Genomic DNA, 24,951 nt, shown 5'->3' on the forward strand with positions numbered 1-24,951 from the left:
CTCGGCTATCGGTGGTGTGTGGTGGTGGCGCCGCCCAGGCACAGCCCGGCGACGCTGCTCTGCAGCAGGGTGTGGACGAACAGCAGGTCCGCTCCCCCGGGGTCGGCCCCCGTGATCCGGTGCGGGGTCAGCGAGTCGAAGTGCGCGCTGTCCCCGGGATCCAGGAGGTACTCGGCCTCCCCCAGGTGCAGCCGCAGCCGGCCGCCCAGCACGTACAGCCACTCCTCCCCGGGATGTACGCGGACCAGCTCGCCCGGGCCGCGGCCCTGGGGTACGTGCACGCGCAGGGCCTGCATCCCGCGCCCGGAACCGCCCGCCTGCCAGTACGTCCATCCGTCGGCCTCGCGGGCACCCGGACCGCCTGCCCGTACGATGGGATCGGCGACGGCCGGGGTCTCGCCGAGCAGCTCGGAGACGGTCGTACCGTAGGTCCGGGCGAGTGCGAGCAGCAGCGGCAGCGAGGGCTGGCGCCGGCCGGTCTCCAGGCGGGACAGGTGGGCGGGCGAGAGTCTGGCCCGCGCGGCGGCGGCTTCCAGGGTGAGTCCGGCGCGGCCGCGCAGGTCGCGCAGTTGCGGGGCCACGGCCGGCAGCTCGTCGCCCCCTTCCTCGGGGGCAGGACCGGGGTTCATGCCTCGATTGAGCCAGAGACTTGCCTCCCTGGCAATCCGTCTTGCCTCTGAGGCAAAACCACCACGGCCCGCTGAAGAAGAATCACCCGCCGCTGCCGCCTTCGAGCACCGTCTCCACCGTGTCCGCCTGGTCCGCGCTCTTGTCCGGACGGTGCCTGAGCACCCGCGCGAAGCGCAGCGCGACCCCGGCCGGGTAGCGGGAGGAGCGCTGCAAGCCGTCGTAGGCGATCTCCACCACCAGTTCGGGCCGCACCCGCACGGTGAAGCCGTCGTCCGAGGTGGCGAGCGCGCCCAGCGCCCGCGTCTGCCAGCGCAGCATCTCGTCGGTGAGCCCCTTGAAGGTCTTGCCGAGCATGGCGTACGTCCCGTCGGCGGCGCGCGCCCCGAGGTGCAGGTTGGACAGCAGCCCGGTGCGCCGCCCGTGGCCCCATTCGGCGGCGAGAACGACCAGGTCCAGGGTGTGCACCGGCTTCACCTTGAGCCAGTTCTTGCCGCGCCGGCCCGCCGCGTAGGCGGAGTCGAGGCTCTTGGCCATCACTCCCTCGTGGCCGCGGCGCAGGGTCTCGGCCCAGAACTCCTCCGCCTCCGCCGCCTGTGCCTGCGGGTCCTCGACCACGAGACGGCGGACCCGGGCCCTTTCCGGAACGAGCGCGGCGAGGGTCTCGTACCGCTCGCGGACCGGGAGGTCGAGCAGGACGTCCTGTCCGGCGGCCAGCACGTCGAAGAAGTACGGGACCACGGGGAGCGTCCGCCGGGCGGCCTCGACGTCGACTCGGGAGCCGACCCGGCTCGCGATCTCCTGGAAGGGGACCGGGCGGCCGTCGGCGGCCCGGCCGATGACCTCTCCGTCGAGGATGAACCGCTCCCCCGGCAGCGACCGGGCCAGCTCGGCCACCTCCGGCAGCCGGTCCGTGATCTCGTCCAGGGAGCGCGTGTACACCCGTACCTCGTCGCCCTCCCGGTGGACCTGGACCCGGATCCCGTCGAGCTTCTCCTCCACCGCGCAGGGCCCCAGCGCGGCCAGGGCCTCGGCGACCGACTTCGCGGTGCTCGCCAGCATGGGCTGTACGGGCTGCCCGACACGCAGGGTGAAGCCGCCGAGCGCAGGTGCGCCCCCGGCCAGGACGGCCGCCGCGACCCGGGGCAGCGAGCCGTCCAGCATCACCGCCCGGCGCAGGTCGGCGGCCGGTACTCCGGCGGCCGCGGCCACGCCCTCCAGGGCCACCGCGTCGAGTGCGCCCTGGCGCACCTCCCCGGACAACAGGCTGCGCAGGAACCGCTGCTCGGTCCAGGTGGCCGCGCCCAGCAGGCCGTCCAGAATCCGGCGGCGCCCGGCCTGCGATCCCGCGCCCGCGACGGCCGCCAGCTCGGTCACCGCGGCGTCCACGGCCCGGACGGTCAGGGTCGGCTCCGGCGCGGGTTCCACTTCCTGTCCGAGGGCGCGCCAGCCGATGCCCGGCCGGCCCTGCGGGAGGCGTCCGGCGAGGTAAGAGATCACCAGCGCGGCCTCCTCCGGGGGCGCGGCGGCGAACAGTTCCGCGAGCAGGGCGGTCTTCCGGGACCGGGCGGAGGTGTCGGCGACCTCCCGGGACACGCGCGCGACCTCGGCCAGCAGCATGCGGCCATCCTCCCGCCGGGCGGCGCGCCCCGCAGGTCGGGATCCGGCCGCCCCGCATACCGCAGGCGCGGTACACGGGGCCGCCGGTGTACTCCTGCGGAAGGGCGGGACATCCCCCTGGGGACGCTCGGGCGCGGGGCACCTGGCGCTTAGGGTTCCCGTATGAAGCTCCGACTGCCCAGGCGCCGCCGGGTCCGCCTCTTCGCCGGCGCCGCCGCGCTCGCCGTCGTCGCGGGAGCCGGGCCGTGGCTCGTGTCGGCCTCGGCCGGCGACACTCCCGCCGTGCACCGCGAGGACCGCGTGGTGGACATGCCCGGCGCCCCGATCGACACCTCGTACTTCACCGCGGGCGACGGCTCGGGCAAGAGCTCGGGCGAGGGGAAGAAACGTCCCGCTGTGCTCCTCGGCCACGGTTTCGGCGGCAGCAAGGAGGATGTGCGCGCCCACGCCGAGCAGTTGGCGCGTGACGGGTACGCCGTCCTGACCTGGTCGGCGCGCGGCTTCGGCCGCTCCGGCGGCCGGATCGGGCTGAACGACCCCGAGTACGAGGTCAAGGACGTCTCCCGGCTCATCGACTGGCTCGCCACCCGGCCCGAGGTGCGGCTCGACGCGGACGGCGACCCGCGCGTCGGCGTGGCCGGCGCCTCCTACGGCGGGGCGGTCTCGCTGCTCGCCGCCGGATACGACCGGCGCGTGGACGCGATCGCCCCGCAGATCACCTACTGGAACCTGGCCGACTCCCTCTTCCCGAACGGGGTCTTCAAGAAGCTCTGGGCCGGCATCTTCTTCACCACCGGCTCCTCGGGCGGCATGCAGCCCTCGCAGCAGGGCCCGCAGGCACCCGATCCGCTCGCCGCCCCCGGCTGCGGGCGCTTCCAGCCCGAGCTCTGCGCGATGTACGAGCGGGTCGCGGTGGCCGGGAAGCCCGACCCCGAGGCCCGGGCGCTGCTGGAGCAGCGCAGCCCGTCGGCCGTCGGCGCCCGGATCAAGGTGCCGACCCTCATCGTGCAGGGCCAGGACGACTCCCTCTTCCCGCTGGACCAGGCCGATGCCATGGCCAAGGCCATCGCGGCGAACGGCGCGCCCGTCTCCGTGGACTGGGCGGCCGGCGGACACGACGGCGGCGTGCGCGAGGCCGACCGGACCGGGGCGCGGGTCGCGGCCTGGTTCGACCACTACCTCAAGGGCGGCGGGGCCGACGGAAACACGGACACCGGCCCGGCATTCCGCGTCTCGCGCTCCGGCGGCATCGACTCGACGGACGGCCAGGTGCAGCTGCGCGGCGCGAGCGGCGAGCGGTACCCCGGGCTCGCTTCGGACCCGAAGGAGTTCGCCCTGACCGGGCGCGAGCAGAGCTTCGCCAATCCGGCGGGCGGCGCCCCTCCCGCGCTGTCCTCCCTGCCGGGCATCGGCGGGCAGCTCGCGGCCTTCGGAGCCGGGCTCTCCTTGGACTTCCCGGGGCAGAACGCCCGCTTCGAATCGCAGCCGCTGACCGAGGAGGTACGGATCACCGGGGCGCCGGCCATCACCCTGAAGGTGAGGTCGACGGCTGCGGACGGCTCGGCCGTGCTGTTCGGCAAGGTGTACGACGTCAGCCCGGACGGCCGCCAGCAGGTGCTGCCGAGTCAGCTGGTCGCCCCAGTGCGGGTGGAGAACGCGCAGCAGGAGACGGCCGTCGAGCTGCGGCTGCCCGCGATCGACCACGCCGTCGAGGCCGGGCACCGGCTGCGGCTGGTGGTCGCCGCGACCGACCTGGGCTATGCGACCCCGGCCGCGCCGGCCACCTACACGGTCTCGGCTCAGGGCCCCCTGGCCGTCCCCGTGGCCGCAGGGGTACGGACCGCCTCGGCCGGGCTGCCAGCCTGGACGTGGGGGCTGCCGCTGGGCGCGGCGGCGCTGGCCGCGGCGTTGCTGGGAATCCGGAGGACCGGCCGGGGGCCCGCGGGCGCGCGGGGCGGCGTACCGCAGCCGGAGGCCGCGCTGGCCGGCGTACCGCTGGAGATCACCGGACTGACGAAGCGGTACGCGAAGGCAGAGGACCGGTACGCGGTGCGGGACCTGTCGTTCCGGGTGGAGAAGGGGCAGGTGCTGGGACTGCTCGGGCCCAATGGGGCCGGGAAGACCACCACCCTGCGGATGCTCATGGGGCTGATCTCGCCGGACGCCGGGGAGATCCGGGTGTTCGGGCACGCGGTGCGGGCCGGGGCGCCGGTGCTGTCGCGGGTCGGGGCCTTCGTGGAGGGCGCGGGGTTCCTGCCGCATCTGACGGGCCGCGCGAACCTGGAGCTGTACTGGCAGGCCACCGGCCGCCCGGCCGAGGACGCCCACATGGCGGAGGCCCTGGAGATCGCCGGGCTCGGCGACGCGCTGGAGCGCGCGGTGCGCACGTACTCGCAGGGCATGCGGCAGCGGCTCGCGATCGCCCAGGCCATGCTCGGGATGCCGGACCTGCTGATCCTCGACGAGCCGACGAACGGTCTGGACCCACCGCAGATCCGGGAGATGCGGGACGTGATGATCCGCTACGCGGCGGGCGGACGGACGGTCATCGTCTCCAGCCACCTGCTGTCGGAGGTGGAGCAGTCCTGTACGCACCTGGTGGTCATGGACCGCGGCAGGCTGGTGCGGGCGGGAGAGGTCGCTGAGATCACCGGCGGCGGGGACACCCTGCTGGTGACACTGGCCGGGCCGGTGGACGAGATGGTCGTCGAGAAGGTCGCGACGCTGGAGGGAGTGGGTTCCGTGGTGGCCGCCGATGACGGGCTCCTCGTACGGCTCGACGGCGCGACGGCCGCCGGGCTGATCGCCGAACTCGTACGGCTGGAGGTGCCGGTGAGCGCAGTCGGACCGCACCGGCGACTGGAGGACGCGTTCCTCACCCTGATCGGAGGTTCGGCATGAGCGCCGTACAGGAGGTGGCCCCGGGCTACCAGGCCGGCCGTACGCTGCCGCTGCGCGTGGAGGCCCTGCGGCAGTGGCGCAGGCGGCGGACGCTGGTGATGTTCGGGGTGCTGGCCGCGCTGCCGTTCATCATGCTCATCGCGTTCGCGGTGGGCGGCGGACCGGACGGCCCCGGTGGCGGCAACGGCCGGATCACGCTGATCGACACGGCGACGGCCTCGGGCGCGAACTTCGCGGCGACCTGCCTGTTCGTCTCGGCGGGCTTCCTGCTGGTGGTGCCGGTGGCGCTGTTCTGCGGGGACACGGTGGCCTCGGAGGCGAGCTGGTCCTCGCTGCGCTATCTGCTGGCCTCGCCGGTGCCGCGGGCGCGGCTGCTGTGGAGCAAGCTGGTGGTGGCGCTCGGCTTCAGCCTGGCGGCGATGGTGCTGCTGCCGGTGGTGGCGCTGGCGGCGGGCACGGCCGCGTACGGCTGGGGGCCGCTGAAGCTCCCGACGGGCGGTGCGCTGGCCGCCGGGGACACCGTGCCGCGGCTCGCGCTGGCGGTCGCCTTCGTCTTCGTGTCGCAGCTGGTGACGGCGGGTCTGGCGTTCTGGCTGTCGACACGGACGGACGCGCCGTTGGGCGCGGTGGGCGGTGCGGTCGGGCTGACGATCGTCGGGAACGTGCTGGACGCGGTCACCGCGCTCGGGTCGTGGCGCGAGTTCCTGCCGGCGCACTGGCAGTTCGCGTGGGCGGACGCCTTGCAGCCGCAGCTGGAGTGGGGCGGGATGATCAAGGGGGCGGCGGTGTCGGTGTCGTACGCGCTGGTGCTGTTCGCCCTCGCCTTCCGGGGGTTCTCCCGCAAGGACATCACGTCCTGAGCGGAAGAACCCCGGTCACAGCACTAGGGCAGGACGCGTACGGGTGAGCCGTCGAGGAAGGCAGCGATGTCCTCGACGGCTTCGCCGTAGTACGTGGCGTAGTTGGCCCGTGTGACATAGCCGAGGTGCGGGGTCGCCAGGAGCCTCGGGGCGGTGCGCAGGGGATGGTCACCGGGCAGCGGCTCGGTGTCGAAGACGTCGAGGGCCGCGCCCGCGATGCGGCCTTCCCGCAGGGCCTCGATGAGCGCGTCCTGGTCGACGATGGCCGCCCGGGAGGTGTTGACCAGGTAGGCGCTCTGCTTCATCAGCGCCAGCTCGGCAGCGCCGATCAGGCCTCGGGTGCGGTCGCCGAGGGCGAGGTGGACGGAGACGAAGTCGCTGCCGGCCAGCAGTTCCTCCTTGGACGCGGCGAGGGCCACGCCCACCTCCGCGGCCCGCTCCTTGGTGAGGTTCTGGCTCCAGGCCACCACGTCCATGCCGAAGGCGAGCCCGACCCGGGCGACTCGGCTGCCGATCTTGCCGAGCCCGAGGAGGCCCAGTCGGCGGCCGTGGAGGTCCGCGCCGATCGTGCTCTGCCACGGGCCGTACGCGCGCAGGGCGTTGTTCTCCCGGACGAGGCCGCGGGCCAGGCCCAGCAGCAGGGCCCAGGTCAGCTCGACGGGCGGGGTCGAGGAACTGCCGGTACCGCAGACGGTGACCCCGTTGCGCGCGGCGGCGGCGTAGTCGATCACGGAATTGCGCATTCCGCTGGCGACGAGCAGCTTGAGGCGGGGCAGCCGGTCGAGCAGGGAGGCCGGGAAGGCCAGGCGCTCGCGCAGGGTGACGACGATGTCGAAGCCGGCCAGACGCGCCGCGAGCCGGTCCTCCTGGGAGAGGTGGTCGGCGTAGGTGACCACCTCCACCCGGTCCGCGACCGGGGACCAGTCGGCGAGCGAGGTCGCGGCCTCCTGGTAGTCGTCGAGGACCGCGCAGCGCAGCATGCCCTTCACGCCGGGGCGCCCGGCGCCACGGCGTCGATCTCGGCGAGCAGCTCCGCGTCCAGCGGGCGGTCGGCGACGGCCGCGTTGGCGCGCACCTGTTCGGCGGAGGTGGCTCCGGCGATGACGGACGCGCAGCCGGGCTGGGCGCCGAGCCAGCCGATGGCGAGTTCGAGGACGCTGCGGTCGTGCTTCTCGGCGAGGGCGGCCAGTGCTTCGACCACGTCGAGCCGTTCCTCGGTGAGGTAGGAGTCGCGGCCTTCGAGGCGGGAGCCGGCCGGGACGGGTGCGCCCCGGCGGATCTTGCCGGTCAGCAGGCCGTTGGCGAGCGGGAAGTACGGGAGCACGCCGACGCCGTAGTGCAGGGCCGCCGGGACGAGCTCGCGCTCGGCCGACCGCTCCAGCAGCGACCACTGGTTCTGTGCGGAGACGAAGGACGCCGCGCCCGTCTCGCGGGCGACGTGGGCGGCTTCGGCGAGCTGCCAGCCGGTGAGGTTGGAGTGGCCGATGTAGCGGACCTTGCCCTCGGCGACGAGCTCGGTGAGCGCGGCCAGGGTCTCCGCGATCGGGGTGGCCGGGTCGGGGCTGTGCAGCTGGTAGAGGTCGATGTGGTCGGTGCGCAGGCGGCGCAGGGACTCCTCGACCGCCCGCCGGATGTACGCGCGGCCGCCGCGGGACCCGGCGGCGGGCCCGTACTTCATGTCCATGCCCGCGTAGCCGAACTTGGTGGCGAGGACGACCTGGTCCCGACGGCCCTTGAGGGCCTGCCCGAGGTGGTTTTCGGAGCCGCCGAGGCCGCCGTAGATGTCGGCGGTGTCGAGGAGGGTGATGCCCGCGTCGAGCGCGGCGTCGACAACGGCGCGGGTGGCCTGGGCGTCGAGGCGGCCGCCGAAATTGTTGCAGCCGAGCCCGACGGCGGAGACCTGTAGACCCGAACTGCCCAGGGAGAGATAGCGCATGCGTTTCATGCCTCCGCACTCGTACGATGCCTGACCGGCCGTCGGGTCAGTCTAGAAGAGGCCCGTCACGCGAAGATCCTCCCTCCCTCACTGGAGCGTGACGACGGTACGGCGGCCGAGGTCGGGCTGGTCGCGCAGCGGCAGTTCGGTGCCGGGGCGCTCGAGTTCGAGGACGACGATCTCGTTCTCGCCCGTGTTCCACAGGGGGCCGGGGGCGTAGAGGGTGCGCTGCGGGCCGCGCGGGGTGTCGTGGTGACCGAGGAGGAAGCCGTTCAGCCAGACCAGGCCGGTCCCCCAGCCGGACATGTCGAGGAAGGCGTCGGCCGGTGCGCCGGTGAGGCCGTGGGTGAAGCGGTGGAACACGGGCCGGCCCTTGTCGGCGTCGGCGGACCCTTCGGCGGTGAAGTCGAGTCCGGTGAGGTCCGTGAGCGGGAGCGGGCGGATCTCCCATTCGAACAGCTGCTGGTGGCCGTGGCGTACGCCGCGCCAGATGCCCTTGCGGTCGTCCAGGAGCGGACCGTAGTTGACCCGGCCCTGCGCCCTGACCAGGACGTCGAGAACCACGTCGGCCTCGCCGACGGGCAGGTCCAGTCCCTCGTCGGGCGCGTTGCGGTCGAGGACGCCCAGCGGCACTCCGTCGGCGAAGACGTACGCGCGGTCACCGAGGCCGTCGATCTTCACGGGCATGACGGGGCGCGGGCCGGTGATGGTGGTCCGGTAGTGGATCAGTCCGTGGCTCTGGCCCAGGCGTTCCATGGACTCGGGAGCCGGGCGCAGCACCGGCGGGCCGCCGAGCAGGTCGAGGGCGGTCAGCAGCGGCGCGGTGCCCGCGGGGGTGGCGAGGGCGGGGGTGATCCGCGGCGGCGGCTCGGGCAGCGGCGTGTCGGGCAACGGTACGTACTTGGCGATGACCTCGCGGAACGCGTGGAACTTGGGGGTGAGTTCACCGGCTTCGCCGATGGGCGCGTCGTAGTCGTAGCTGGTGACGGTGGGCTGGTAGCCGGCCTCCCCGGGGCGCGACCCGGTGTGGTTGGCGCCGGCCCAGAAACCGAAGTTGGTGCCGCCGTGGGCCATGTAGAGGTTGACGGAGGCGCCGGTGGCGAGGAGTTCGTCGAGGGATGCGGCGGCGTCTTCGACGGCGCGGACGTGGTGGTCCTCGCCCCAGTGGTCGAACCAGCCGATCCAGAACTCCATCGCGGCGAGCGGGCCGGTCTTCTGATAGCGGCGCAGGGCGTCGAGTCGCTCGGCGGGCCGGGCGCCGAAGGTGGCGGTGGCGAGCCGGCCGGGGAGCATGCCGCCTTGGAGCATGGCGTCCTCGGGGCCGTCGGCGGTGAACAGCAGGCAGTCCACGCCGCGTTCTACGAGGCCCTGCTCCACGTGGGCGCGGTAGCGGCTGTCGTTGCCGTACGAGCCGTACTCGTTCTCGATCTGCACGGCGACGACCGGGCCGCCGCGGCTCGCGAGGAGGGGCAGCAGCTCGGGGACGACCAGGTCGAACCAGCCGTCCACCTCGGCCTCGAACCGGGGGTCGGAGCAGCGCAGGTGGAGGCCGTCGACGGCGAGGAGGCGGGCGGGCAGGCCGCCGAAGTCCCACTCGGCGCAGATGTAGGGGCCGGGCCGGACGATGGCGTCGAGGCCGAGGTCCTGGGCGGTGCGCAGGAACCGGCCGAGGTCGCGCCAGCCGGTGAAATCGGCCTTGCCGGGCGCGGTCTCGTGGAAGTTCCAGGGGACGTAGGTGTCCACGGTGTTCGCGCCCATCGCGCGCAGCCGCTTCAGCCGGTCCTCCCACAGGTCCGGATGGACCCGGAAGTAGTGCAGGGCCCCCGAGACGATGCGGTGGGGGCGCTCTGCGCGCCGGAATCCGTCCTGGTCGTGCGTGAGCATGCGCTGACTCCCGAAAGAGGGTCGTGATGCCGTGAAGTGCGGGACGCCGCCGAATATATGAACGCACCGACCACGCCGTCAATGACAATTTGATCGGAATCGATCGAATCGATCGGTTCGATTGCCTATGATGGAGCTGACGGAACGGCAGAGCGCAGGGGGACACCTTGAGACCACACGTAGACCAGCGTCAGGCGCAGGTGCTCGCGCTCGTCCGGGCGCGGGGCAGTGTGCGCGTCGCGGACCTGGCCCGGGAGCTGGGCATCTCCCCCGTCACCCTGCGGCGGGACATCGAGGCGATGGCGGCGCGGGGCGAGATCCAGCGGATGCACGGGGTGATCAGCCGGGTGGAGGCGGGCGCGGCCCCGGCGGCCGGCCGGGCGGGCACGGGGGAAGCCGGGTCCTCGGCCGGGGCCGGTCACGGAGCTTCGGCCGGTGGCGGCGAGGGGCTCGTGATCGGGATGGTGGTGCCCACGACCGAGTACTACTACGCCGATGTCGTACGAGGGGCCCGCGCGGCCGTGGAGGCCCGCGGCGCCCGGCTGACGGTGGGGCTGACCCGGTACCTGCCGGGCGAGGACCGGACCCAGGCGGACCGGCTGCTGTCCACCGGGGCGCACGGGCTGCTGCTGACCCCGAACTGGGAGGCCGGGTCGCCCGGGCCCGGGGAAGGGGCCTGGACGATGGAACTCCCGGTTCCGACCGTCCTGGTGGAGCGGTGGGCGCCGCCGGGGCATCCGGCGGCGGCACTGGACCGGGTGGCCTCCGACCACGCGCACGGCGCGGCCCGGGCGGTGCAGCACCTCGTGGGGCTGGGGCACCGGCGGATCGCACTGGCCAGCCGGACCACGCCCACCACGGCGCGGCTGCGGGCCGGGTACGAGGCTGCCGTGGCCGCGCTCGGGCTGGAGCCCGCGCCGCCGTGGCCGCCGGCCGGGCCGGGCCCGCTCTCGGACGCGGACGCGTTCTCCCGGACCCTGGAGTACCTGTGCGAGGCGGTGTCCGCGGGCGGGGTGACCGCGGCCCTGATCCACAGCGACACCGACGCGATCATGCTGATCCCGCGGCTCCAGGCGCGGGGGGTGCGGGTGCCCGAGGACCTGGCCGTGATCACGTACGACGACGAGGTCGCCGGGATGGCCGACGTACCGCTGTCGGCGGTGGCGCCGGCCAAGCGCGAGGTGGGCACCCGCGCGGCGGACCTGCTGCTGGACCGGCTGTCGGGCGAGGGTCCGGAGGAGGGCCCCCGGCAGCACCTGGAACTGCTGCCGCGGCTGACCATCCGCCGCTAGGGGGACCGGCGGGGCTCGGGCGGGCGGAGGAGCCGGGCGGAGCCGCTCACGCTCCGAACTGATTACTTCGATCGGATTGCGCATTCGATCTTGGTCGAGGTCCCGACTGACCGGCTCGGCCTGACCTCACGGGGCGCTGCCCGCCACCAGTTTCGCCAGGTGCTCCCGCCCTCGGGCGAGCTGACCGGGCAGCTCGGCCGCCTCGGGGTACCAGCGTTTCTCGTACTCCCAGCAGAGCCAGCCGCCGGCCGGCGCGGCGGCCACCGCTCCGGCCAGCGGCAGTACTCCGGCGCCGAGCCCGAGCGGGGTGAGCTCGTGCGCCGAGACCACGTCCTTCACCTGTATGTAGCCGAGGTGTGCGGCCAGGGCCTGCCGCGACCGCTCGGGGGACTCGCCTCCGAGCCAGGTGTGCAGTACGTCCCACAGCGCGCCCGCAGCCGGATGCGCGACCTGGTCCAGGACCCGGGCGGCGGCGGCCCCGGTGCGGTGGGAGTCGTGGGTCTCCAGCAGGATCCGCACACCGTGCCGCTCGGCGAAGGGCGCCGCTGCGCGCAGTCTGCGCACGGCGTTGGCGTCGGCGGTCGCCTCGGGCAGGTCCCGGCCGCCCGGGAAGACCCGTACGCAGGGGGCTTCGAGGTCGGCGGCGAGCCGGACCAGCGCTCGCAGTTCGGCGAGGACCGGCTCGTCGGCACCGGCCGCGGCCACCTTGGCGTAGCCCGCGACTCCGAGGACGGCGACCCCGGCGGCGGTGAGGGTCCGCCGTCCGGCGGCGCGTTCGGCTGCCGGGCTGCCCGGGTGCAGGGGCTCCTCGGGGTGGGCACGCAGTTCCAGGCCGTCGTACCCGTGGTCGGCAGCGAGGGCGGCACTGCGCTCGAGGGGCGTTCCGGGGAGGCCGAGCGTGGAGATGGCGTACTTCACGGGCGGCTCCTTTCGGCCGGGGCAGGTCCGGTGGAGGCGCGCACCATCAGCTCGGTGGGCAGGGTGGTGATCCCGCCCGGGGGCAGCGGTCGGCGGCCGGTGACCAGCTGGGCGGCGAGTGCGCCCGCCTCGCGCAGGGGGACCCGGACGGTGGTGAGGGCCGGGGCGGTGTCCGCGCAGAACGGCAGGTCGTCGAAGCCGGCGACGGAGACGTCCTCGGGAATCCGCAGCCCGGCCTCGCGCAGGGCGGCGGCGACTCCGGTGGCGACTGTGTCGTTGGCCGCGGCGACCGTGGTGAAGGGGGCTCCGCGGCGCAGCAGTTCGCGGGTGGCGTCGTAGCCCGCAGAGCGAGTGAAAGCCGCGTGCACGGTGAGTTCGGCGCAGGCCTCGGCGAGGCGGGGGTCGTGCCGCCGCAGGGCGGCCCGGTGACCGGCGAGCCGCTCTCGGGTGGTGCTCAGACCGGGCGGGCCGGCGATGGAGGCGATGCGCCGGTGTCCGAGAGCAAGCAGGTGCTCGGCGAGGCGGAAGGCGCCGCCGTGGTCGTCGAACGTGACGGTGGCGACGGGCAGTTCGGCGGGCAGGGGCAGCGGGGGGCGTCCGCACAGGACCACGGGCGCGCCGGTCGCGGCCAGCCGGGCGACGCGGGCGGCGAGTGCCGCGGTGTGCCCGGGGTCTTCGGGGGCGCCTCCGGTGAGGACGACTCCGCCGGCCCGCTGGCCCTCCAGCAGGGCGAGGTAGGCCAGTTCGGCCGCGGGGTCCCCCTCGGTGTTGCAGACGACCGCGAGGCGGCGGGCCTCCCCCCGGCCGGTGGGCGCGAGGGCGCTCTGCAGGGACCCGGCGAGGATCCCGAAGAAGCTGTCCGCGACGTCGTGGACGAGGACGCCGACCAGGTCGGAGGTGGCGGCCGCCAGCGCGCGGGCGGGCCCGTTGGCGATGTAGCCGAGCTCTTCGACGGCCTGCTCCACCCGGGTCCGGGTGCCGCCGGCCACCGGATATCCGCCGTTGAGCACGCGCGAGACCGTGGCGGGCGACACCCCCGCGCGCACCGCGACCTCGGCCAGGGTCACCGCCATGGCGCACCTCCCCTTCTCCTGTTCCGGTCATCGTCTCATTCGGTGTGTGGATCTCCATACTCCCAGATTCAGTAAGCGCTTTCTATCACTCGTAAGAGTCTTGCACTGGCGGTGATCGCGGCCCTAGCCTGATCGAAGTGAAAGCGCTTTCTATCGAACGGGGAGGACACCGTGGACCGCAGGACCATCAAGATCGCCATGAACGGCGTGACCGGGCGCATGGGGTACCGCCAACACCTGGTCAGGTCGCTGCTCGCCCTGCGTGAGCAGGGCGGACTTCCACTGGGAGACGGCACGGTGCTGTGGCCGGAGCCGGTGCTCGTGGGGCGCCGGGAGCCGGCCCTGCGGGAGATCGCCGAACGGCACGGCCTGGAACACGTCAGCACCGACCTGGAGGCGGTGCTGGCCGATCCGGAGGTCGAGATCTACTTCGACGCCCAGGTGACCAGCGCCCGTGAGACGGCCATCCGGCAGGCCGTGGCGGCCGGCAAGCACGTGTACTGCGAGAAGCCGACCGCCATGACCTTCACGTCCTCGCTCGAGCTGGCGCGGCTGGCCGCGGCCGCCGGGATCAAGCACGGCGTGGTGCAGGACAAGCTGTTCCTGCCCGGGCTGCTGAGGCTGAGGCGGCTGATCGAGGGCGGCTTCTTCGGCCAGGTCCTCTCCGTGCGCGGGGAGTTCGGGTACTGGGTGTTCGAGGGGGACTGGCAGCCCGCCCAGCGGCCCTCGTGGAACTACCGCGCGCAGGACGGCGGGGGCATCGTCGCCGACATGTTCCCGCACTGGGAGTACCTGCTGCACGAGCTGTTCGGCCGCGTCCGCACGGTGCAGGCCCTGACCCGGACACACATAGACCGCAGATGGGACGAGGAGGGCAAGCCGTACGAGGCCACGGCCGATGACGCCGCGTACGGGATCTTCGAACTGGAGGGCGGCCCGGTCGCCCAGATCAACTCCTCGTGGGCGGTGCGGGTGCACCGCGAGGAGCTGGTGGAGTTCCAGGTGGACGGTACGCACGGGTCGGCCGTCGCCGGGCTGCGGAACTGCCGCATCCAGCACCGCGGGGCGACCCCGAAGCCCGTGTGGAACCCGGATCTGCCGCAGACCGAGGCGTTCCGCTCCCAGTGGCAGGAGGTGCCGGACAACACCCCCGCCGACAACGGCTTCAAGGCCCAGTGGGAGCTCTTCCTGCGCCATGTCGTCCTCGACGAACCATGGCAGTGGGATCTGCTGGCCGGGGCGCGCGGAGTACAGCTCGCCGAGCTCGGCCTGCGGTCCTCGGCCGAGGGCCGGCGGCTGCCGGTGCCGGAGGTGACCCTGTGAGCATCCGGCTCCCCTCGGCGGACGGCGGGTACCGCCTGCACCGGCCGAACACCGATCCCTTCGCCCCGCTCAGCTGCGGCCCGGCCCACAGCCGGAGGTTCTACTCGGCCGCGCACGTGGTCGCCGATCCGCGGACCCCGCAGGGCGCGGCAGAGCCCGCGGTCGACTGGGAGGCGACACTGGCCTTCCGCCACCGGCTGTGGGAGCAGGGTCTCGGGGTCGCCGAGGCGATGGACACGGCGCAGCGCGGAATGGGCCTGGACTGGCCCACCGCCGCGGAGCTGATCCGGCGCTCGGCGGCGGAGGCCAGGGGCGTGGGCGGCCGGATCGTCTGCGGGGCGGGCACCGACCAACTCGCCCCGGATGAGGCGCACTCACTGACGGCGATCACCACCGCGTACGAGGAACAGCTCGTGCACGTCGAGTCCTGCGGGGCGGGCGCGGTACTGATGGCCTCGCGGGCGCTGGCCGGCGCGGCTCGCGGCCCCGAGGACTACCTGGAGGTGTACGGAGGCCTGCTCCGGCAGAGCGCACGGCCGGTCGTACTCCACTGGCTGGGGCCGATGTTCGACCCGGCACTGGCCGGGTACTGGGGGCACCACGACCTCGACGCGGCCACGGAGGTCTTTCTGAAGATCATCGCCGACTGTCCGGAGAAGGTGGACGGGATCAAGGTCTCGCTGCTGGACGCGGAGCGGGAGGTGGACATCCGGCGGCGGCTGCCGGCCGGGGTGCGCTGCTACACGGGCGACGACTACCACTACCCCGAACTGATAGCGGGTGATGGGGAGCTGGCCAGCGACGCGCTGCTGGGCATCTTCGATCCGATCGCCCCGATAGCCGCGCGGGCGGCGCTCGCCCTCGACCGGGAGGACGCCGCGGGCTTCCGGGAGCTGCTGGATCCGACGGTCCCCCTGTCCAGACACCTCTTCGCCCCGCCGACCCGCTTCTACAAGACCGGGGTGGTCCTGCTGGCCTGGCTGGCCGGGTACCAGGAGCAGTTCAGGATGGTCGGCGGGCTGGAGACGGCGCGGCCCCTGCTCCATCTGGCGACCGCGTACGAACTGGCCGACGGGCTGGGACTGTTCCCGGATCCCGAGCGTGCCGAGGACCGGATGCGCGGCCTGCTCGCGATGCACGGGATGGCGTCGTGAAGCCGGCACCGGCGCCGCCGCGGTTCAGCCTCAACCAGGAGACGATCCGTCAGTGGTCGCTGCCCGAGCTGGTCGCCGGGTGCGCGGCGGCGGGGGTGGGCGCGGTCGGGCTGTGGCGCGATCCGGTCCGGGCGTTCGGGGTGCGGGAGACGGCGAAGCTGGTCGCCGGTGCGGGGCTGCGCGTCAGCTCGCTCTGCCGCGGCGGCTTCTTCACCGCCGCCGACCCGGCCGGTCGGGCGGCCGCGCTCGACGACAACCGGCGGGCCGTGGAGGAGGCGGCCGAACTGGGCGCGGACACGCTGGTCCTGGTCTCGGGCGGGCTGCCCGGAGGCGACCGGGACCTGGTGGGGGCGCGCGGGCGGATCGCCGGGATACTCGGCGAGCTGGCTCCGTGGGCCGCCGCGCACGGGGTACGGCTGGGGATAGAGCCGCTGCATCCGATGTTCGCCTCGGACCGCTGCGTGGTCTCCACCCTCGGCCAGGCGCTGGACCTCGCCGAGCCGTTCCCGGCGGAGCAGGTGGGGGTGGTGGCCGACTCCTACCACCTGTGGTGGGACGAGCGGCTGCCGGCCGATCTGCTCCGGGCGGGCGAGGGCGGGCGCATCGTGTCCGTCCAGGTGGCCGACTGGGTGACTCCGCTCCCCGAAGGCGTGCTGCTGGGGCGCGGGCAGCTGGGCGACGGCTCCATCGACCTGCGGGGCTTCCGACGGCTGGCCGACGCGGCCGGTTATCGGGGTCCGGTGGAGGTGGAGATATTCAGCCCGGGCCTGTGGGCCCGGGACGGCACGGAGGTGCTGCGGGAGGTGATCGACCGCTACCACGAGCACGTGGACTGAAGGGTGGTGCGGCGGGGTGCGTCAGTTCTCGTAGTCGTACTTCATCCCGATGCCCAGGGTGCCCTGGGCCGGGAGGAGCCCGGCTCCGACGATGTCGAGGACCGGCGGGAGGAGCAGCTCGGCGAGCCGGGCCACCTCCTGCGGGCTCAGCGCGGCCCACGGGGCGGCGGCGAGCTGGTCGGTGAGCTTCTCGACCGCGGTGCGCAGTGCCAGTCCCGCCGGGGTGGCCGTGCCGTCCTCGGCCAGCAGGCCCTGGGCGGCGAGACGGCCGCGGGCGGCGCTCCACTCGTCCGCCGTCCACTGGCGGTTCTCGAACGCCTCGGCCGGGGCGGCTCCGGCGCCGGAGTGCAGGACCAGGGACTCGACGGGATCGAGGTGGTGGGCCTGTAGGGCGGCGAGGTGGCCGTCGCCCCGGTGTTCGCGCAGGATCGTGGCGGCGTGCCAGAGCACGGAGTGCGGCGCCTCGGGCCAGGGCAGGGACGCGTTGGCGGCGGCCAGCGGGCGGCCCGCCGTGGCGGCGGCCTGCGCGGCGCGGCGGGCCAGGCGCGCCGCCTCGGCCAGGTCCGGGGAGGCCGTGCGCTCGCCCAGCAGGGTGTCGAGGGCGCGCCGGGCCGCGGTGGCGCGGGCCTCGAGTACCCGGTCCGCCGGGGCGGTGTGCCAGGCACGGTCGACGTACCGCTGCACCATGCGCGGGCTGAAGGAGTAGAAGAGGGCGCTGACGAGCTCTGCTTCGGCCGGCCCGAGCGGGGCGGCCCGGAAGGCGAAGTACATCGGCCACCGCTCGTCCGTGGGGTAGCCGAGGGCCGCGGCCTCCTCGTAGCACTCGGGAGCGAAGTAGACGATCGCGTGGACGGGTTCCAGCAGCTGCCACAGCTGCCGGACGGCACCCAGGTCGTGTACGGCGTCGTACGTCATATCGCTTTCCCCCAGGGTCGGTTGAGGCGTGGCAGGGCAGGGGCGTCAGCCTAGACGCCGACGGGCGGTACGGGGCCGGGCGGGGCGGTGGGAGTGGGGGCGGAAGGGTGACATAACGTGCCCTCCATGGATCAGGAGCACATATCCGGGGATGGCGAAGGCGCAGGCAGGCGGCGGTTCCTCGCGATCGCGACGGGGGCGGCCACGGCGGCCGGGCTCGGGGCCGTGGCCGTGGCCGGCTGCGCGAGCGGGGACGGCGGGGCGGACGGGCCGGGCGGTGACGCGGCGGCCGGCGGGTCACGGGCGGCGAGCGGGAAGCCGTCGCCGGGGCCGGCGGGCTTCGACGTCAAGGCCGAGAACGCCCGTCCGGGCAACGCCGACTGGCCGGTGACCAAGGCCGGAGCGGCCCGCGCCATCGAGGGCTTCGCGGACCGGGTCAGCGTCCTGCCCGGGGAGTCCTTCGGTCTGTACGTGTCCACCACCGCGCCCCGGTTCACCGTCTCCGCCTACCGGATGGGCTGGTACGGCGGAGCCCGGGCCCGCCTGGTGTGGCGCTCCGAGGCCCTGCCCGGGGTGCGGCAGCCCGAGCACACGGTGGACTCCGGAACCCGGATGGTCCGCACCCGGTGGGCCCGTACCACCACCGTCGACACCAAGGACTGGCCCGAGGGCTGCTACCTGCTGCGGCTCGACGCGCAGGGCGGCGAAGGCCAGCGGTTCGTGCCGGTCACCGTCCGCTCGGCGGCGACGGCCGGCCGTACGGTCGTGGTCAACGCGGTGGCGACCTGGCAGGCCTACAACCGGTGGGGCGGCTACGGCAGTTACGACGGACCGGGCGGCGGCTATGCGACGCGCTCCCTCTCGGTGTCCTTCGACCGGCCGTACGAGTACGACGACGGCGCGGGCTTGTTCCTGGTCTACGAGGCCCCGCTGATCGCGCTCGCCGAGCGGCTCGGCATACCCCTCGCGTACACGACGACCACCGACGTGGCCCGGGAGAAGCGGCTGCTCGAAGGGGCCTCGGCGGTGCTCTCCCTCGGGCACGACGAGTACTGGTCGCCCGACCAGCGGGCGCACTTCACGGCCGCCCGCGACGCGGGCACCAACATCGCGATCCTCGGCGCGAACTGCTGTTTCCGCCGGATCCGGCTGGAGGCCTCGGACCTGGGGCCGGACCGCACGCTCGTCTGTTACAAGTCCGCCTACGACCAGGACCCCGGGTTCAAGCGCGGCCACCCCGCGACGGTGGACTTCCGCTCGGCGCCCGGCGCGGATCCGGAGAGCTCGCTGCTGGGCGTGATCTACGACGGCTACCCGGTGGACGCCCCGTACGTGGTGACCCACCCCGGCCACTGGCTGTTCGAGGGAACCGGCGCGAAGGCCGGCGACCGGTTCGAGCACCTGGTGGGGGTGGAGTACGACAAGGTCGACACCGGTTTCCCGACGCCCCGGCCGATCGAGATCCTGGCCCACTCCCCCGTGGTCTGCGAGGGCCGGCCCAGCCATCAGGACACGGCGTACTACACGGCGCCCAGCGGAGCAGGGGTCTTCGCGACCGGCACGATGCGCTGGGTGGAGGCCCTCGACGCGTCGGGCGACGGCCGCAGTGGCGCCAACCACGGCCTGGACGCGCGGTCCGGGGCGCTGACCACCCGGGTGACGGAGAACCTGCTCCGGGTGTTCGCGGCGGGCCCGGCGGGCCGGACGCACCCGGCGCAGGACAACCTCAAGGCGGTGTACGGGGGCGCGTGAGGGCGGCGGCCATCGGCCTGAACCGGTGGACTTCACCCGGAAGCGGTGTTTAGGATCGTGATCGCGGCATCGCGTGTCGGTCACCGGCTGGGTGAGGCATGGAGGTAGCCGCGAAGTGCCTTTCGGAGGCATTCACCCATGTCAGTCGCACTGAACCACACGATCATCCACTCCCGTGACAACCGGGAGTCCGCCGAGTTCCTGGCGCACGTCCTCGGCCTCCGGGTCGGGACCGAGTGGGGCCCCTTCATCCCGGTCGAGACCGCCAACGGCGTCACCCTTGACTTCGCGACCATCCCGGCCGGGTCCATCACCCCGCAGCACTACGCGTTCCTCCTCTCCGAGGAGGAGTTCGACGCGGCCTTCGAGAAGATCCGGTCGGCGGGGGTCGCGTACTACGCCGACCCGCACGGAAAGCACCCCGGCGAGATCAACCACAACGACGGGGGCCGCGGCGTCTACTTCACGGACCCGGCCGGGCACGGGATGGAGATCATCACCCGCCCGTACGGGTACCAGGAGGACGGGGCCGCGTAGCCCCGGCCGAGTGAAGGTAGACGATGTTCGGTGCGCCCGTGTCCGGGTGGACCCCGATGCGGGTGCGCACCCCGTACACCTCGGCCAGCAGCTCCTCGGTGAGTACCCCGGCCGGCGGGCCTGAGGCCACCACGCGGCCGCCGTCGAGCACGTACAGCCGGTCGCAGAAGGCGGCGGCGAGGTTGAGGTCGTGCAGGACCAGCAGCCCGGTGGCGGGCAGGGCGCGGACCAGGCCGAGGATCTCCAGCTGGTAGCCGATGTCCAGATGGTTGGTCGGCTCGTCGAGGGCGAGCAGGCCGGGGTCCTGGACGAGGGCGCGGGCCACCAGGGCGCGCTGGCGTTCGCCGCCGGATAGCTCGTCGAAGCGGCGCGCGGCGAAGGCGCCCGCGCCGACGGTCTCCAAGGCCTCGGCCACCCGCCGGACGTCGTCCGGACCGTCCTGCTCCCAGAACCGCTTGTGCGGACTGCGCCCCATGGCGACGACCTCGCGAACGGTCAGCCCGAAGGTGCCGCTCGCGTCCTGCGGGACGACCGCCACGCGCCGCGCCCGGTCCTTGACCGTGAGCGCGCCCGCGTCGGCGCCGTCCAGCAGGACCCGGCCGGCGGTGGGCCGCAGGGTGCCGTACACACAGCGCAGCAGGGTGGTCTTGCCGCTGCCGTTGGGGCCGACCACGCCGACCGTCTCGCCGGGGCGGGCGGTGAGGTCGACACCGTGCAGCAGCGTGTGCCCTTCTGTCTCGTAACGCACGCCCTCGACGGCGAGTTCCAGCGCCTGGGCCGCGATCACGGTCATCCGGTCATCCCCTCGGTGCGGGTGGAGCGGCGCAGCATCCACAGGAAGAACGGCCCGCCGACGAGGGCGGTGACCACGCCGACCGGGATCTCCTCGGGCGCCGCGGCCGTACGGGCGACCAGGTCGGCCAGCGTCAGGAACACCGCCCCGCCCAGCGCGGCCACCGGCAGCAGCGCCCGGTGCCCGGCGCCGACGACCATCCGGGCGGCGTGCGGGATCATCAGCCCGACGAAGCCGATCGCCCCGCTGTAGGCGACGAGTACGCCGACGACGAGGGAGGTGAGGACGAAGACGGCGGCCCGGAAGCGTCCGGTGTCCAGGCCGAGGGTGTGTGCGCCCTCCTCCCCCGCGAGGAGGAGGTCGAGCGGCCGCGCGAGGGCGATGAGCAGCGCCGTGCCGGCGAGCAGTGCGACGGCGGGCAGGGCCAGTTCGTCCCAGCGGGCCCCGCCGAGGCCGCCGAGCGTCCAGAAGAGGACGGAGCGGACCTGGTCGGGGTGCGCGGCGAGCACCAGGACGAGGCTGGTGAGCGCGGACAGGATGTACTGGACGGCGACGCCGGCGAGGATCAGCCGGCCGGTGGTCATGGCTCCCCCGCGCCGGGCCATGGCGTAGACGGCGACGAGCGCGCCCAGCGACCCGGCGAACGCGGCGAACGGCACGCCGAGCCCGCCCGCGACACCCGCGGCACCGGCACCGGCACCGGCGCCCGCGCCCGCGCCCGCGCCCGCGCCGAAGACGATCACGAGGACGGCTCCCGCCGAGGCCCCGGACGACGCCCCCAGCAGGAAGGGATCCGCGAGCTGATTGCGTACGAGGGCCTGGAGCACGGTGCCCGCCACGGCGAGCCCGGCGCCGACGACGGCCCCGAGGAGCACCCTCGGCGTCCGGACGTCCCACACGATGGAGGCGAACGCCCCGGTGCGCCGCTCGCCCGTCAGGCCGCCGAGCACGATGTCGAGGACCTGGCCGGGGGCGATCCGTACCGGCCCCAGGGCCAGCCCGGCCACGGCGGACGCCGCCAGCAGGGCGGCGAGGAGGACGAGGACGGCCGGGGTCCGGCGGCGCCTCACGCTGCGTCGGGGTGCAGCTCGCGGCCCAGGGACTCGACGGCGTCGGCGACGCGCACCCCGAGGACGGCCGAGGAGAGCGGCAGTACGACGAACCGCCGGTTCTTGATCGCGGGAACCTCGGCGAGGGCCGGGTCGTTCAACAGGCGCTGCTTCTTGGACTCGACGGTGGTGCTGCCGTAGTCGTAGATGAGGACGACCTCGGGCTTGCGCTCGATGACCTTCTCCCACGACACGTCGCCGAAGGTGTCCTTGAGGTCGGCGAAGACGTTCGTCCCGCCGGAGAGGGAGACGATCTGGTTGCCGATGCCGTCGCCCCCGGCGGTGAAGGCGGAGGCCTCGCCGGAGTCGTAGACGAAGACGGACGGCCGCGGTTTGTCCTTCACCCGGGCGGTCACGGTGTCGATGCGGCGCTGCTCGTCCTCGATGAGCTTCGCGCCGCGCTCGGGCACGCCGAAGGTCCGCGCCACCTCGGTGATCTCGGTCTTGAGCTGGTCGAGGCCGACCGGGCCCCCGGCGCAGTTCTCCACGTTGAGCCGGGTGTTGACACCGGTTTTGGCCAGACCTTCGCGGTCGCGGCCCTGCCCCTTGTCGAAGGCACTGGAGTAGCCCCCGTAGACGAAGTCGGGGTTCGCGCCGAGCAGGATCTCCTTGGAGGGGTACTCCTTGGCCAGCACCTTGATCTTGTCGTAGGCGGGCCGGTAGGCGGGGAGCACGGCGTCGTCGAGGTAGGCGGAACCGGCGATCCGGTCCTCCAGGCCGAGGGCGAGCAGCACCTCGGTGGCGTGCTGGTTCATGGTCACGGCACGCTGCGGCGGGGTCTGGTAGGTGCTGCTGAGACCGCAGTTGGTGACGGTGTACGGGAACCCGGGCGCTTCGGCGGACGATCCCGCGGCCTTGGCCTGCCGTTCGGCGGGCGAACCGGCGCAGGCGGCCAGGGGTATCAGGAACGCGAGGGGGGTGATTGCGCGCAGGACGGCGCGAGCGCGGGAACGCGACATGGCAGAGCCTCTCCGGGGGATCCGCGTCCCCTGGTCGACGTGAAGGAGCGAGCAGAGGCGGTGCGTCAGTGTCTGACTCCCGGCCTCCCCCACGGGGGACGAGCCGGTCACAGTGGCGGGACCGCACCGGAATCGCACCGGTTTCCTGTCCTGCACCGCCTGGGGTAACGCGGGCCAGTCTGCCAGAGGCAGTGGCCTGACGTGCCGTCGGGCCGGACCCTGGGGGTCCGGCCCGACGGCACGTCACGATGAACTGATGGCAGGGGCGGCAGGATTTGAACCTGCGGCCTACGGTTTTGGAGACCGTTGCTCTGACCAGCTGAGCTACACCCCTTCGGTGGGACCAACCATGGCACGGAGCAGCCTGAAGATCCACCAATTTCCGGGGTCATGCGGGTGGAAGTCGCGTGACCGTGCGGGTGGCGGGACCCCCGGCGGGAGAGGATCGTGGACAGGGTGATCGGTGGATCCGCAGGTGCCTCCATGCCCCGGCGCCGCCTGCGCGGCGCCCTGGCCGCGCTCGCCCTCCTCGGCCCGGCCCTGCTGGGCGCAGCCCCCGGCGGGTCGGGCGAGACCGTCTCCCTCGCCGGGAACGAGCCCGGCCAGCGGCTCGACGTCACCCTGGTACAGGTGGTGGACCCCGCGATCCCGGCCGATCCGGAGGGCCCGGCGCCCGATGCCTCGACCCGGCTGCTTGCCGTCCGCTTCCGGCTGGAGAACACCGGGACCGCCGTGTACAAGGACTCCCCCGCGCCGGCCGCGCACCTGCTGGACACCGCCGGGAAGCGGTTCACCGGCCTCAACAGCCCGACGACGGCCGGGGCCTCCTTCCCCGACACCGTCACCCTCAGCCCCGGCGGCTCGGCCGAGGGCTTCGTCACCTTCCGGCTCCCGCAGGACGCCGTCCCGGCGGCCGTCCAGTTCGCCCTGAACGGCGGCCTGGCCGACGACGTCGGCCAGTGGAGCCTCCCGTAACCTCCCGCAGCCTCCCGCCACCCCTTCACCCGCGGCAGGCGAGTTTCCGCCACCCCCTTGACCACTCTGGTCCAGACCAATAGTTTCCGGCATGCACCGCGCACGCGCTCACGCCCCGCTCCCGCCTCCGCAAAGGAAGCCCATGCGCCGCAGCATGCTCGGCAGACTGGCCGTCGCCGCCTGCTCCCTCTCCCTGCTGACCGCCTTCGCCCCCGCCGCCGGCGCGGCGCAGGACGACACGGCGGGCGGCGACCACCGCTCGTACAAGAAGGTCGGCTACTTCACCCAATGGGGCGTCTACGGACGGGACTTCCAGGTCCAGGACCTCGAGGCGAACGGCTCCGCCGACAAGCTCACCCACATCAACTACGCCTTCGGCAACGTCAGCGCGGAGGGCAAGTGCTTCACCGGGAACGTGCCGGGCGAGGCCGATGCCTGGGCCGACTACGTCCGCCCGCTCGACGCCGAGAACTCCGTGGACGGGGTGGCCGACACCTGGGAGCAGCCGCTCGCCGGCAACTTCAACCAGCTCCGTGAGCTCAAGGCCAAGCACCCCGGCCTCAAGGTGCTGATCTCCCTGGGCGGTTGGAGCTGGTCCACGCACTTCTCGGACGCGGCCCTGACCCCCGCCTCCCGCAAGGCGTTCGTCGAGTCGTGCATCGACCTCTACATCAAGGGCAACCTGCCGCAGGACGGCGCCCGCGGCGGCGCGGGCGCGGCCGCCGGGCTGTTCGACGGGATCGACCTCGACTGGGAGTGGCCCGGCTCCGCCGGTGACGCGGACACGAAGTTCCGGCCCGAGGACAAGCGCAACTTCGCCGAGCTCGTCCAGGAGTTCCGCACGCAGCTCGACGCGTACGCGCGCGGCCAGAAGCGGAAGTCCCCGTACGAGCTGACGGCCTTCGTCCCGACCGCGCCCGCCAAGATCGACGCGGGCTTCGACGTCCGCCGGATCATGCGCGACCTCGACTTCGTGACCCTCCAGGGCTACGACTTCCACGTCTCCGGCGAGTCCACCACGGCCCAGCAGTCCGCGCTCTACGCCCGCGGGGACTTCAGCGTGGACGGCACGGTGGACGCCTGGCGGCGGCGCGGCGCGCCCGCGCACAAGCTGGTGATGGGCATGCCGTTCTACGGGCAGGGCTGGACGGGCGTCAGCGGCGGCGGCGACGGCATGGGGCAGCCCGCCACCGGGCCGGCGCCCGCCACCTGGTCGGCGGGGTACGAGGACTACAAGGCGCTGAAGAAGCTGTCCGATTCCGGGACCTACCAGGTCCACCGGGACCGGCGCGGCGGGCACGCCTGGCTCTTCGACGGTACCACCCTGTGGACGTACGACGACCCGCAGGTGCTGCGCGCCAAGGCCGGCTACATCCGCGAACACGGCCTCGGAGGGGCGATGTTCTGGTCTCTGGACGCGGACACCGCCGACGGCGAGCTGATGACGGCCGTGGACCGGGGGCTGCGGGGCCACTGACCGGCGCCGC

21 protein-coding genes, 1 tRNA gene and 1 riboswitch are annotated in these 24,951 nt (G+C 73.5%); of the genes, 10 read left to right on the forward strand and 12 right to left on the reverse strand.

The window, feature by feature from the left end; all coding sequences use genetic code 11:
- Positions 1 to 5: 5 nt before the first annotated feature.
- Both OHA89_RS04480 and OHA89_RS04485 read right to left on the reverse strand, forming a co-directional pair.
- Positions 6 to 629, reverse strand: coding sequence for a helix-turn-helix domain-containing protein (locus OHA89_RS04480; protein ID WP_406365341.1), 624 nt, complete (start codon positions 627 to 629; stop codon positions 6 to 8).
- Between the two features lie 82 nt (positions 630 to 711).
- Positions 712 to 2,247 carry an ATP-dependent DNA ligase gene (locus OHA89_RS04485; RefSeq protein WP_406365343.1) on the reverse strand — a complete coding sequence of 512 codons (1,536 nt, stop codon included), beginning with the start codon at positions 2,245 to 2,247 and terminating at the stop codon, positions 712 to 714.
- A 162-nt stretch (positions 2,248 to 2,409) separates the two neighbouring features.
- Here OHA89_RS04485 and OHA89_RS04490 point away from each other — a divergent pair, with 162 nt between their 5' ends.
- Both OHA89_RS04490 and OHA89_RS04495 read left to right on the forward strand, forming a co-directional pair.
- Positions 2,410 to 5,148 (forward strand): alpha/beta fold hydrolase, encoded by a 2,739-nt coding sequence (locus tag OHA89_RS04490; RefSeq protein WP_406365345.1) that lies wholly within the window; start codon positions 2,410 to 2,412, stop codon positions 5,146 to 5,148.
- Complete coding sequence (locus tag OHA89_RS04495) at positions 5,145 to 6,008, forward strand: ABC transporter permease (protein ID WP_257552886.1); 864 nt, start codon at positions 5,145 to 5,147, stop codon at positions 6,006 to 6,008. Before OHA89_RS04490 ends, OHA89_RS04495 begins: the two co-directional genes overlap by 4 nt.
- A 23-nt stretch (positions 6,009 to 6,031) precedes the next feature.
- Here OHA89_RS04495 and OHA89_RS04500 read toward each other — a convergent pair whose 3' ends face one another.
- The 3 genes from OHA89_RS04500 to OHA89_RS04510 form a co-directional block, all read right to left on the reverse strand.
- On the reverse strand, positions 6,032 to 6,988 hold the full coding sequence (locus OHA89_RS04500; RefSeq protein WP_406368386.1) for a D-2-hydroxyacid dehydrogenase family protein: 957 nt from the start codon (positions 6,986 to 6,988) through the stop codon (positions 6,032 to 6,034).
- A gap of 5 nt (positions 6,989 to 6,993) precedes the next feature.
- Positions 6,994 to 7,944, reverse strand: a complete 951-nt coding sequence (locus tag OHA89_RS04505) for an aldo/keto reductase (RefSeq protein WP_215144267.1) — start codon at positions 7,942 to 7,944, stop codon at positions 6,994 to 6,996.
- 87 nt (positions 7,945 to 8,031) lie between these two features.
- Positions 8,032 to 9,828, reverse strand: a complete 1,797-nt coding sequence (locus OHA89_RS04510) for a glycoside hydrolase family 35 protein (RefSeq protein ID WP_406365348.1) — start codon at positions 9,826 to 9,828, stop codon at positions 8,032 to 8,034.
- 167 nt (positions 9,829 to 9,995) lie between these two features.
- Between OHA89_RS04510 and OHA89_RS04515 the strand changes: the two genes are divergently transcribed.
- The gene (locus OHA89_RS04515; RefSeq protein ID WP_406365350.1) at positions 9,996 to 11,120 is read left to right on the forward strand and encodes a substrate-binding domain-containing protein; all 1,125 of its coding nucleotides are present in this window, start codon (positions 9,996 to 9,998) and stop codon (positions 11,118 to 11,120) included.
- Positions 11,121 to 11,246: 126 nt separating this feature from the next.
- On the opposite strand, the gene OHA89_RS04520 is transcribed toward OHA89_RS04515, so the two are convergent.
- Complete coding sequence (locus tag OHA89_RS04520; RefSeq protein WP_266612999.1) at positions 11,247 to 12,038, reverse strand: sugar phosphate isomerase/epimerase; 792 nt, start codon at positions 12,036 to 12,038, stop codon at positions 11,247 to 11,249.
- A complete protein-coding gene (locus tag OHA89_RS04525; protein WP_266613000.1) occupies positions 12,035 to 13,111 on the reverse strand; it encodes a LacI family DNA-binding transcriptional regulator in 1,077 nt (358 codons plus the stop codon). Before OHA89_RS04525 ends, OHA89_RS04520 begins: the two co-directional genes overlap by 4 nt.
- 198 nt (positions 13,112 to 13,309) lie before the next feature.
- Here OHA89_RS04525 and OHA89_RS04530 point away from each other — a divergent pair, with 198 nt between their 5' ends.
- From OHA89_RS04530 to OHA89_RS04540, 3 genes are read left to right on the forward strand one after another with little or no spacing between them, the layout of a single operon-like run.
- Positions 13,310 to 14,434, forward strand: coding sequence for a Gfo/Idh/MocA family protein (locus OHA89_RS04530; RefSeq protein WP_406368388.1), 1,125 nt, complete (start codon positions 13,310 to 13,312; stop codon positions 14,432 to 14,434).
- Positions 14,431 to 15,588: a dihydrodipicolinate synthase family protein gene (locus tag OHA89_RS04535; RefSeq protein WP_406365352.1), complete on the forward strand. Its 1,158-nt coding sequence runs from the start codon at positions 14,431 to 14,433 to the stop codon at positions 15,586 to 15,588. The genes OHA89_RS04530 and OHA89_RS04535 overlap by 4 nt, the downstream gene beginning before the upstream one ends.
- Positions 15,585 to 16,424: a sugar phosphate isomerase/epimerase family protein gene (locus tag OHA89_RS04540; RefSeq protein ID WP_406365354.1), complete on the forward strand. Its 840-nt coding sequence runs from the start codon at positions 15,585 to 15,587 to the stop codon at positions 16,422 to 16,424. Before OHA89_RS04535 ends, OHA89_RS04540 begins: the two co-directional genes overlap by 4 nt.
- Positions 16,425 to 16,445: 21 nt before the next feature.
- Here OHA89_RS04540 and OHA89_RS04545 read toward each other — a convergent pair whose 3' ends face one another.
- Complete coding sequence (locus tag OHA89_RS04545; RefSeq protein WP_266613008.1) at positions 16,446 to 17,339, reverse strand: SCO6745 family protein; 894 nt, start codon at positions 17,337 to 17,339, stop codon at positions 16,446 to 16,448.
- Between the two features lie 126 nt (positions 17,340 to 17,465).
- Here OHA89_RS04545 and OHA89_RS04550 point away from each other — a divergent pair, with 126 nt between their 5' ends.
- Together OHA89_RS04550 and OHA89_RS04555 are read left to right on the forward strand one after the other, a co-directional pair.
- Entirely contained in the window at positions 17,466 to 19,091 is a 1,626-nt protein-coding gene (locus OHA89_RS04550; protein WP_406365355.1) for a N,N-dimethylformamidase beta subunit family domain-containing protein, read from the forward strand.
- 138 nt (positions 19,092 to 19,229) lie between these two features.
- On the forward strand, positions 19,230 to 19,628 hold the full coding sequence (locus OHA89_RS04555; protein WP_215144121.1) for a VOC family protein: 399 nt from the start codon (positions 19,230 to 19,232) through the stop codon (positions 19,626 to 19,628).
- On the opposite strand, the gene OHA89_RS04560 is transcribed toward OHA89_RS04555, so the two are convergent.
- The 4 genes from OHA89_RS04560 to OHA89_RS04575 all read right to left on the reverse strand — a co-directional run bounded on the left by OHA89_RS04560 (position 19,588) and on the right by OHA89_RS04575 (position 22,823).
- A complete protein-coding gene (locus OHA89_RS04560; RefSeq protein ID WP_406365356.1) occupies positions 19,588 to 20,421 on the reverse strand; it encodes an ABC transporter ATP-binding protein in 834 nt (277 codons plus the stop codon). The two genes, OHA89_RS04555 and OHA89_RS04560, sit on opposite strands and share 41 nt — an antisense overlap.
- On the reverse strand, positions 20,418 to 21,491 hold the full coding sequence (locus tag OHA89_RS04565; protein WP_406365357.1) for a FecCD family ABC transporter permease: 1,074 nt from the start codon (positions 21,489 to 21,491) through the stop codon (positions 20,418 to 20,420). Before OHA89_RS04565 ends, OHA89_RS04560 begins: the two co-directional genes overlap by 4 nt.
- Complete coding sequence (locus OHA89_RS04570) at positions 21,488 to 22,489, reverse strand: ABC transporter substrate-binding protein (RefSeq protein ID WP_266613013.1); 1,002 nt, start codon at positions 22,487 to 22,489, stop codon at positions 21,488 to 21,490. The genes OHA89_RS04565 and OHA89_RS04570 overlap by 4 nt, the downstream gene beginning before the upstream one ends.
- 45 nt (positions 22,490 to 22,534) lie before the next feature.
- A riboswitch (cobalamin riboswitch) is annotated at positions 22,535 to 22,677 on the reverse strand.
- Positions 22,678 to 22,746: 69 nt separating this feature from the next.
- Positions 22,747 to 22,823 (reverse strand) — tRNA-Trp (locus OHA89_RS04575).
- 149 nt (positions 22,824 to 22,972) lie between these two features.
- On the opposite strand from OHA89_RS04575, the gene OHA89_RS04580 reads away from it, so the two are divergent.
- Both OHA89_RS04580 and OHA89_RS04585 read left to right on the forward strand, forming a co-directional pair.
- Positions 22,973 to 23,464, forward strand: a complete 492-nt coding sequence (locus tag OHA89_RS04580; protein ID WP_266942039.1) for a hypothetical protein — start codon at positions 22,973 to 22,975, stop codon at positions 23,462 to 23,464.
- A 142-nt stretch (positions 23,465 to 23,606) separates the two neighbouring features.
- On the forward strand, positions 23,607 to 24,941 hold the full coding sequence (locus OHA89_RS04585; RefSeq protein ID WP_406365358.1) for a glycoside hydrolase family 18 protein: 1,335 nt from the start codon (positions 23,607 to 23,609) through the stop codon (positions 24,939 to 24,941).
- Positions 24,942 to 24,951 lie beyond the last annotated feature (10 nt).

This window comes from Streptomyces sp. NBC_01546 (assembly GCF_045208355.1).
Lineage (GTDB): Bacteria > Actinomycetota > Actinomycetes > Streptomycetales > Streptomycetaceae > Streptomyces.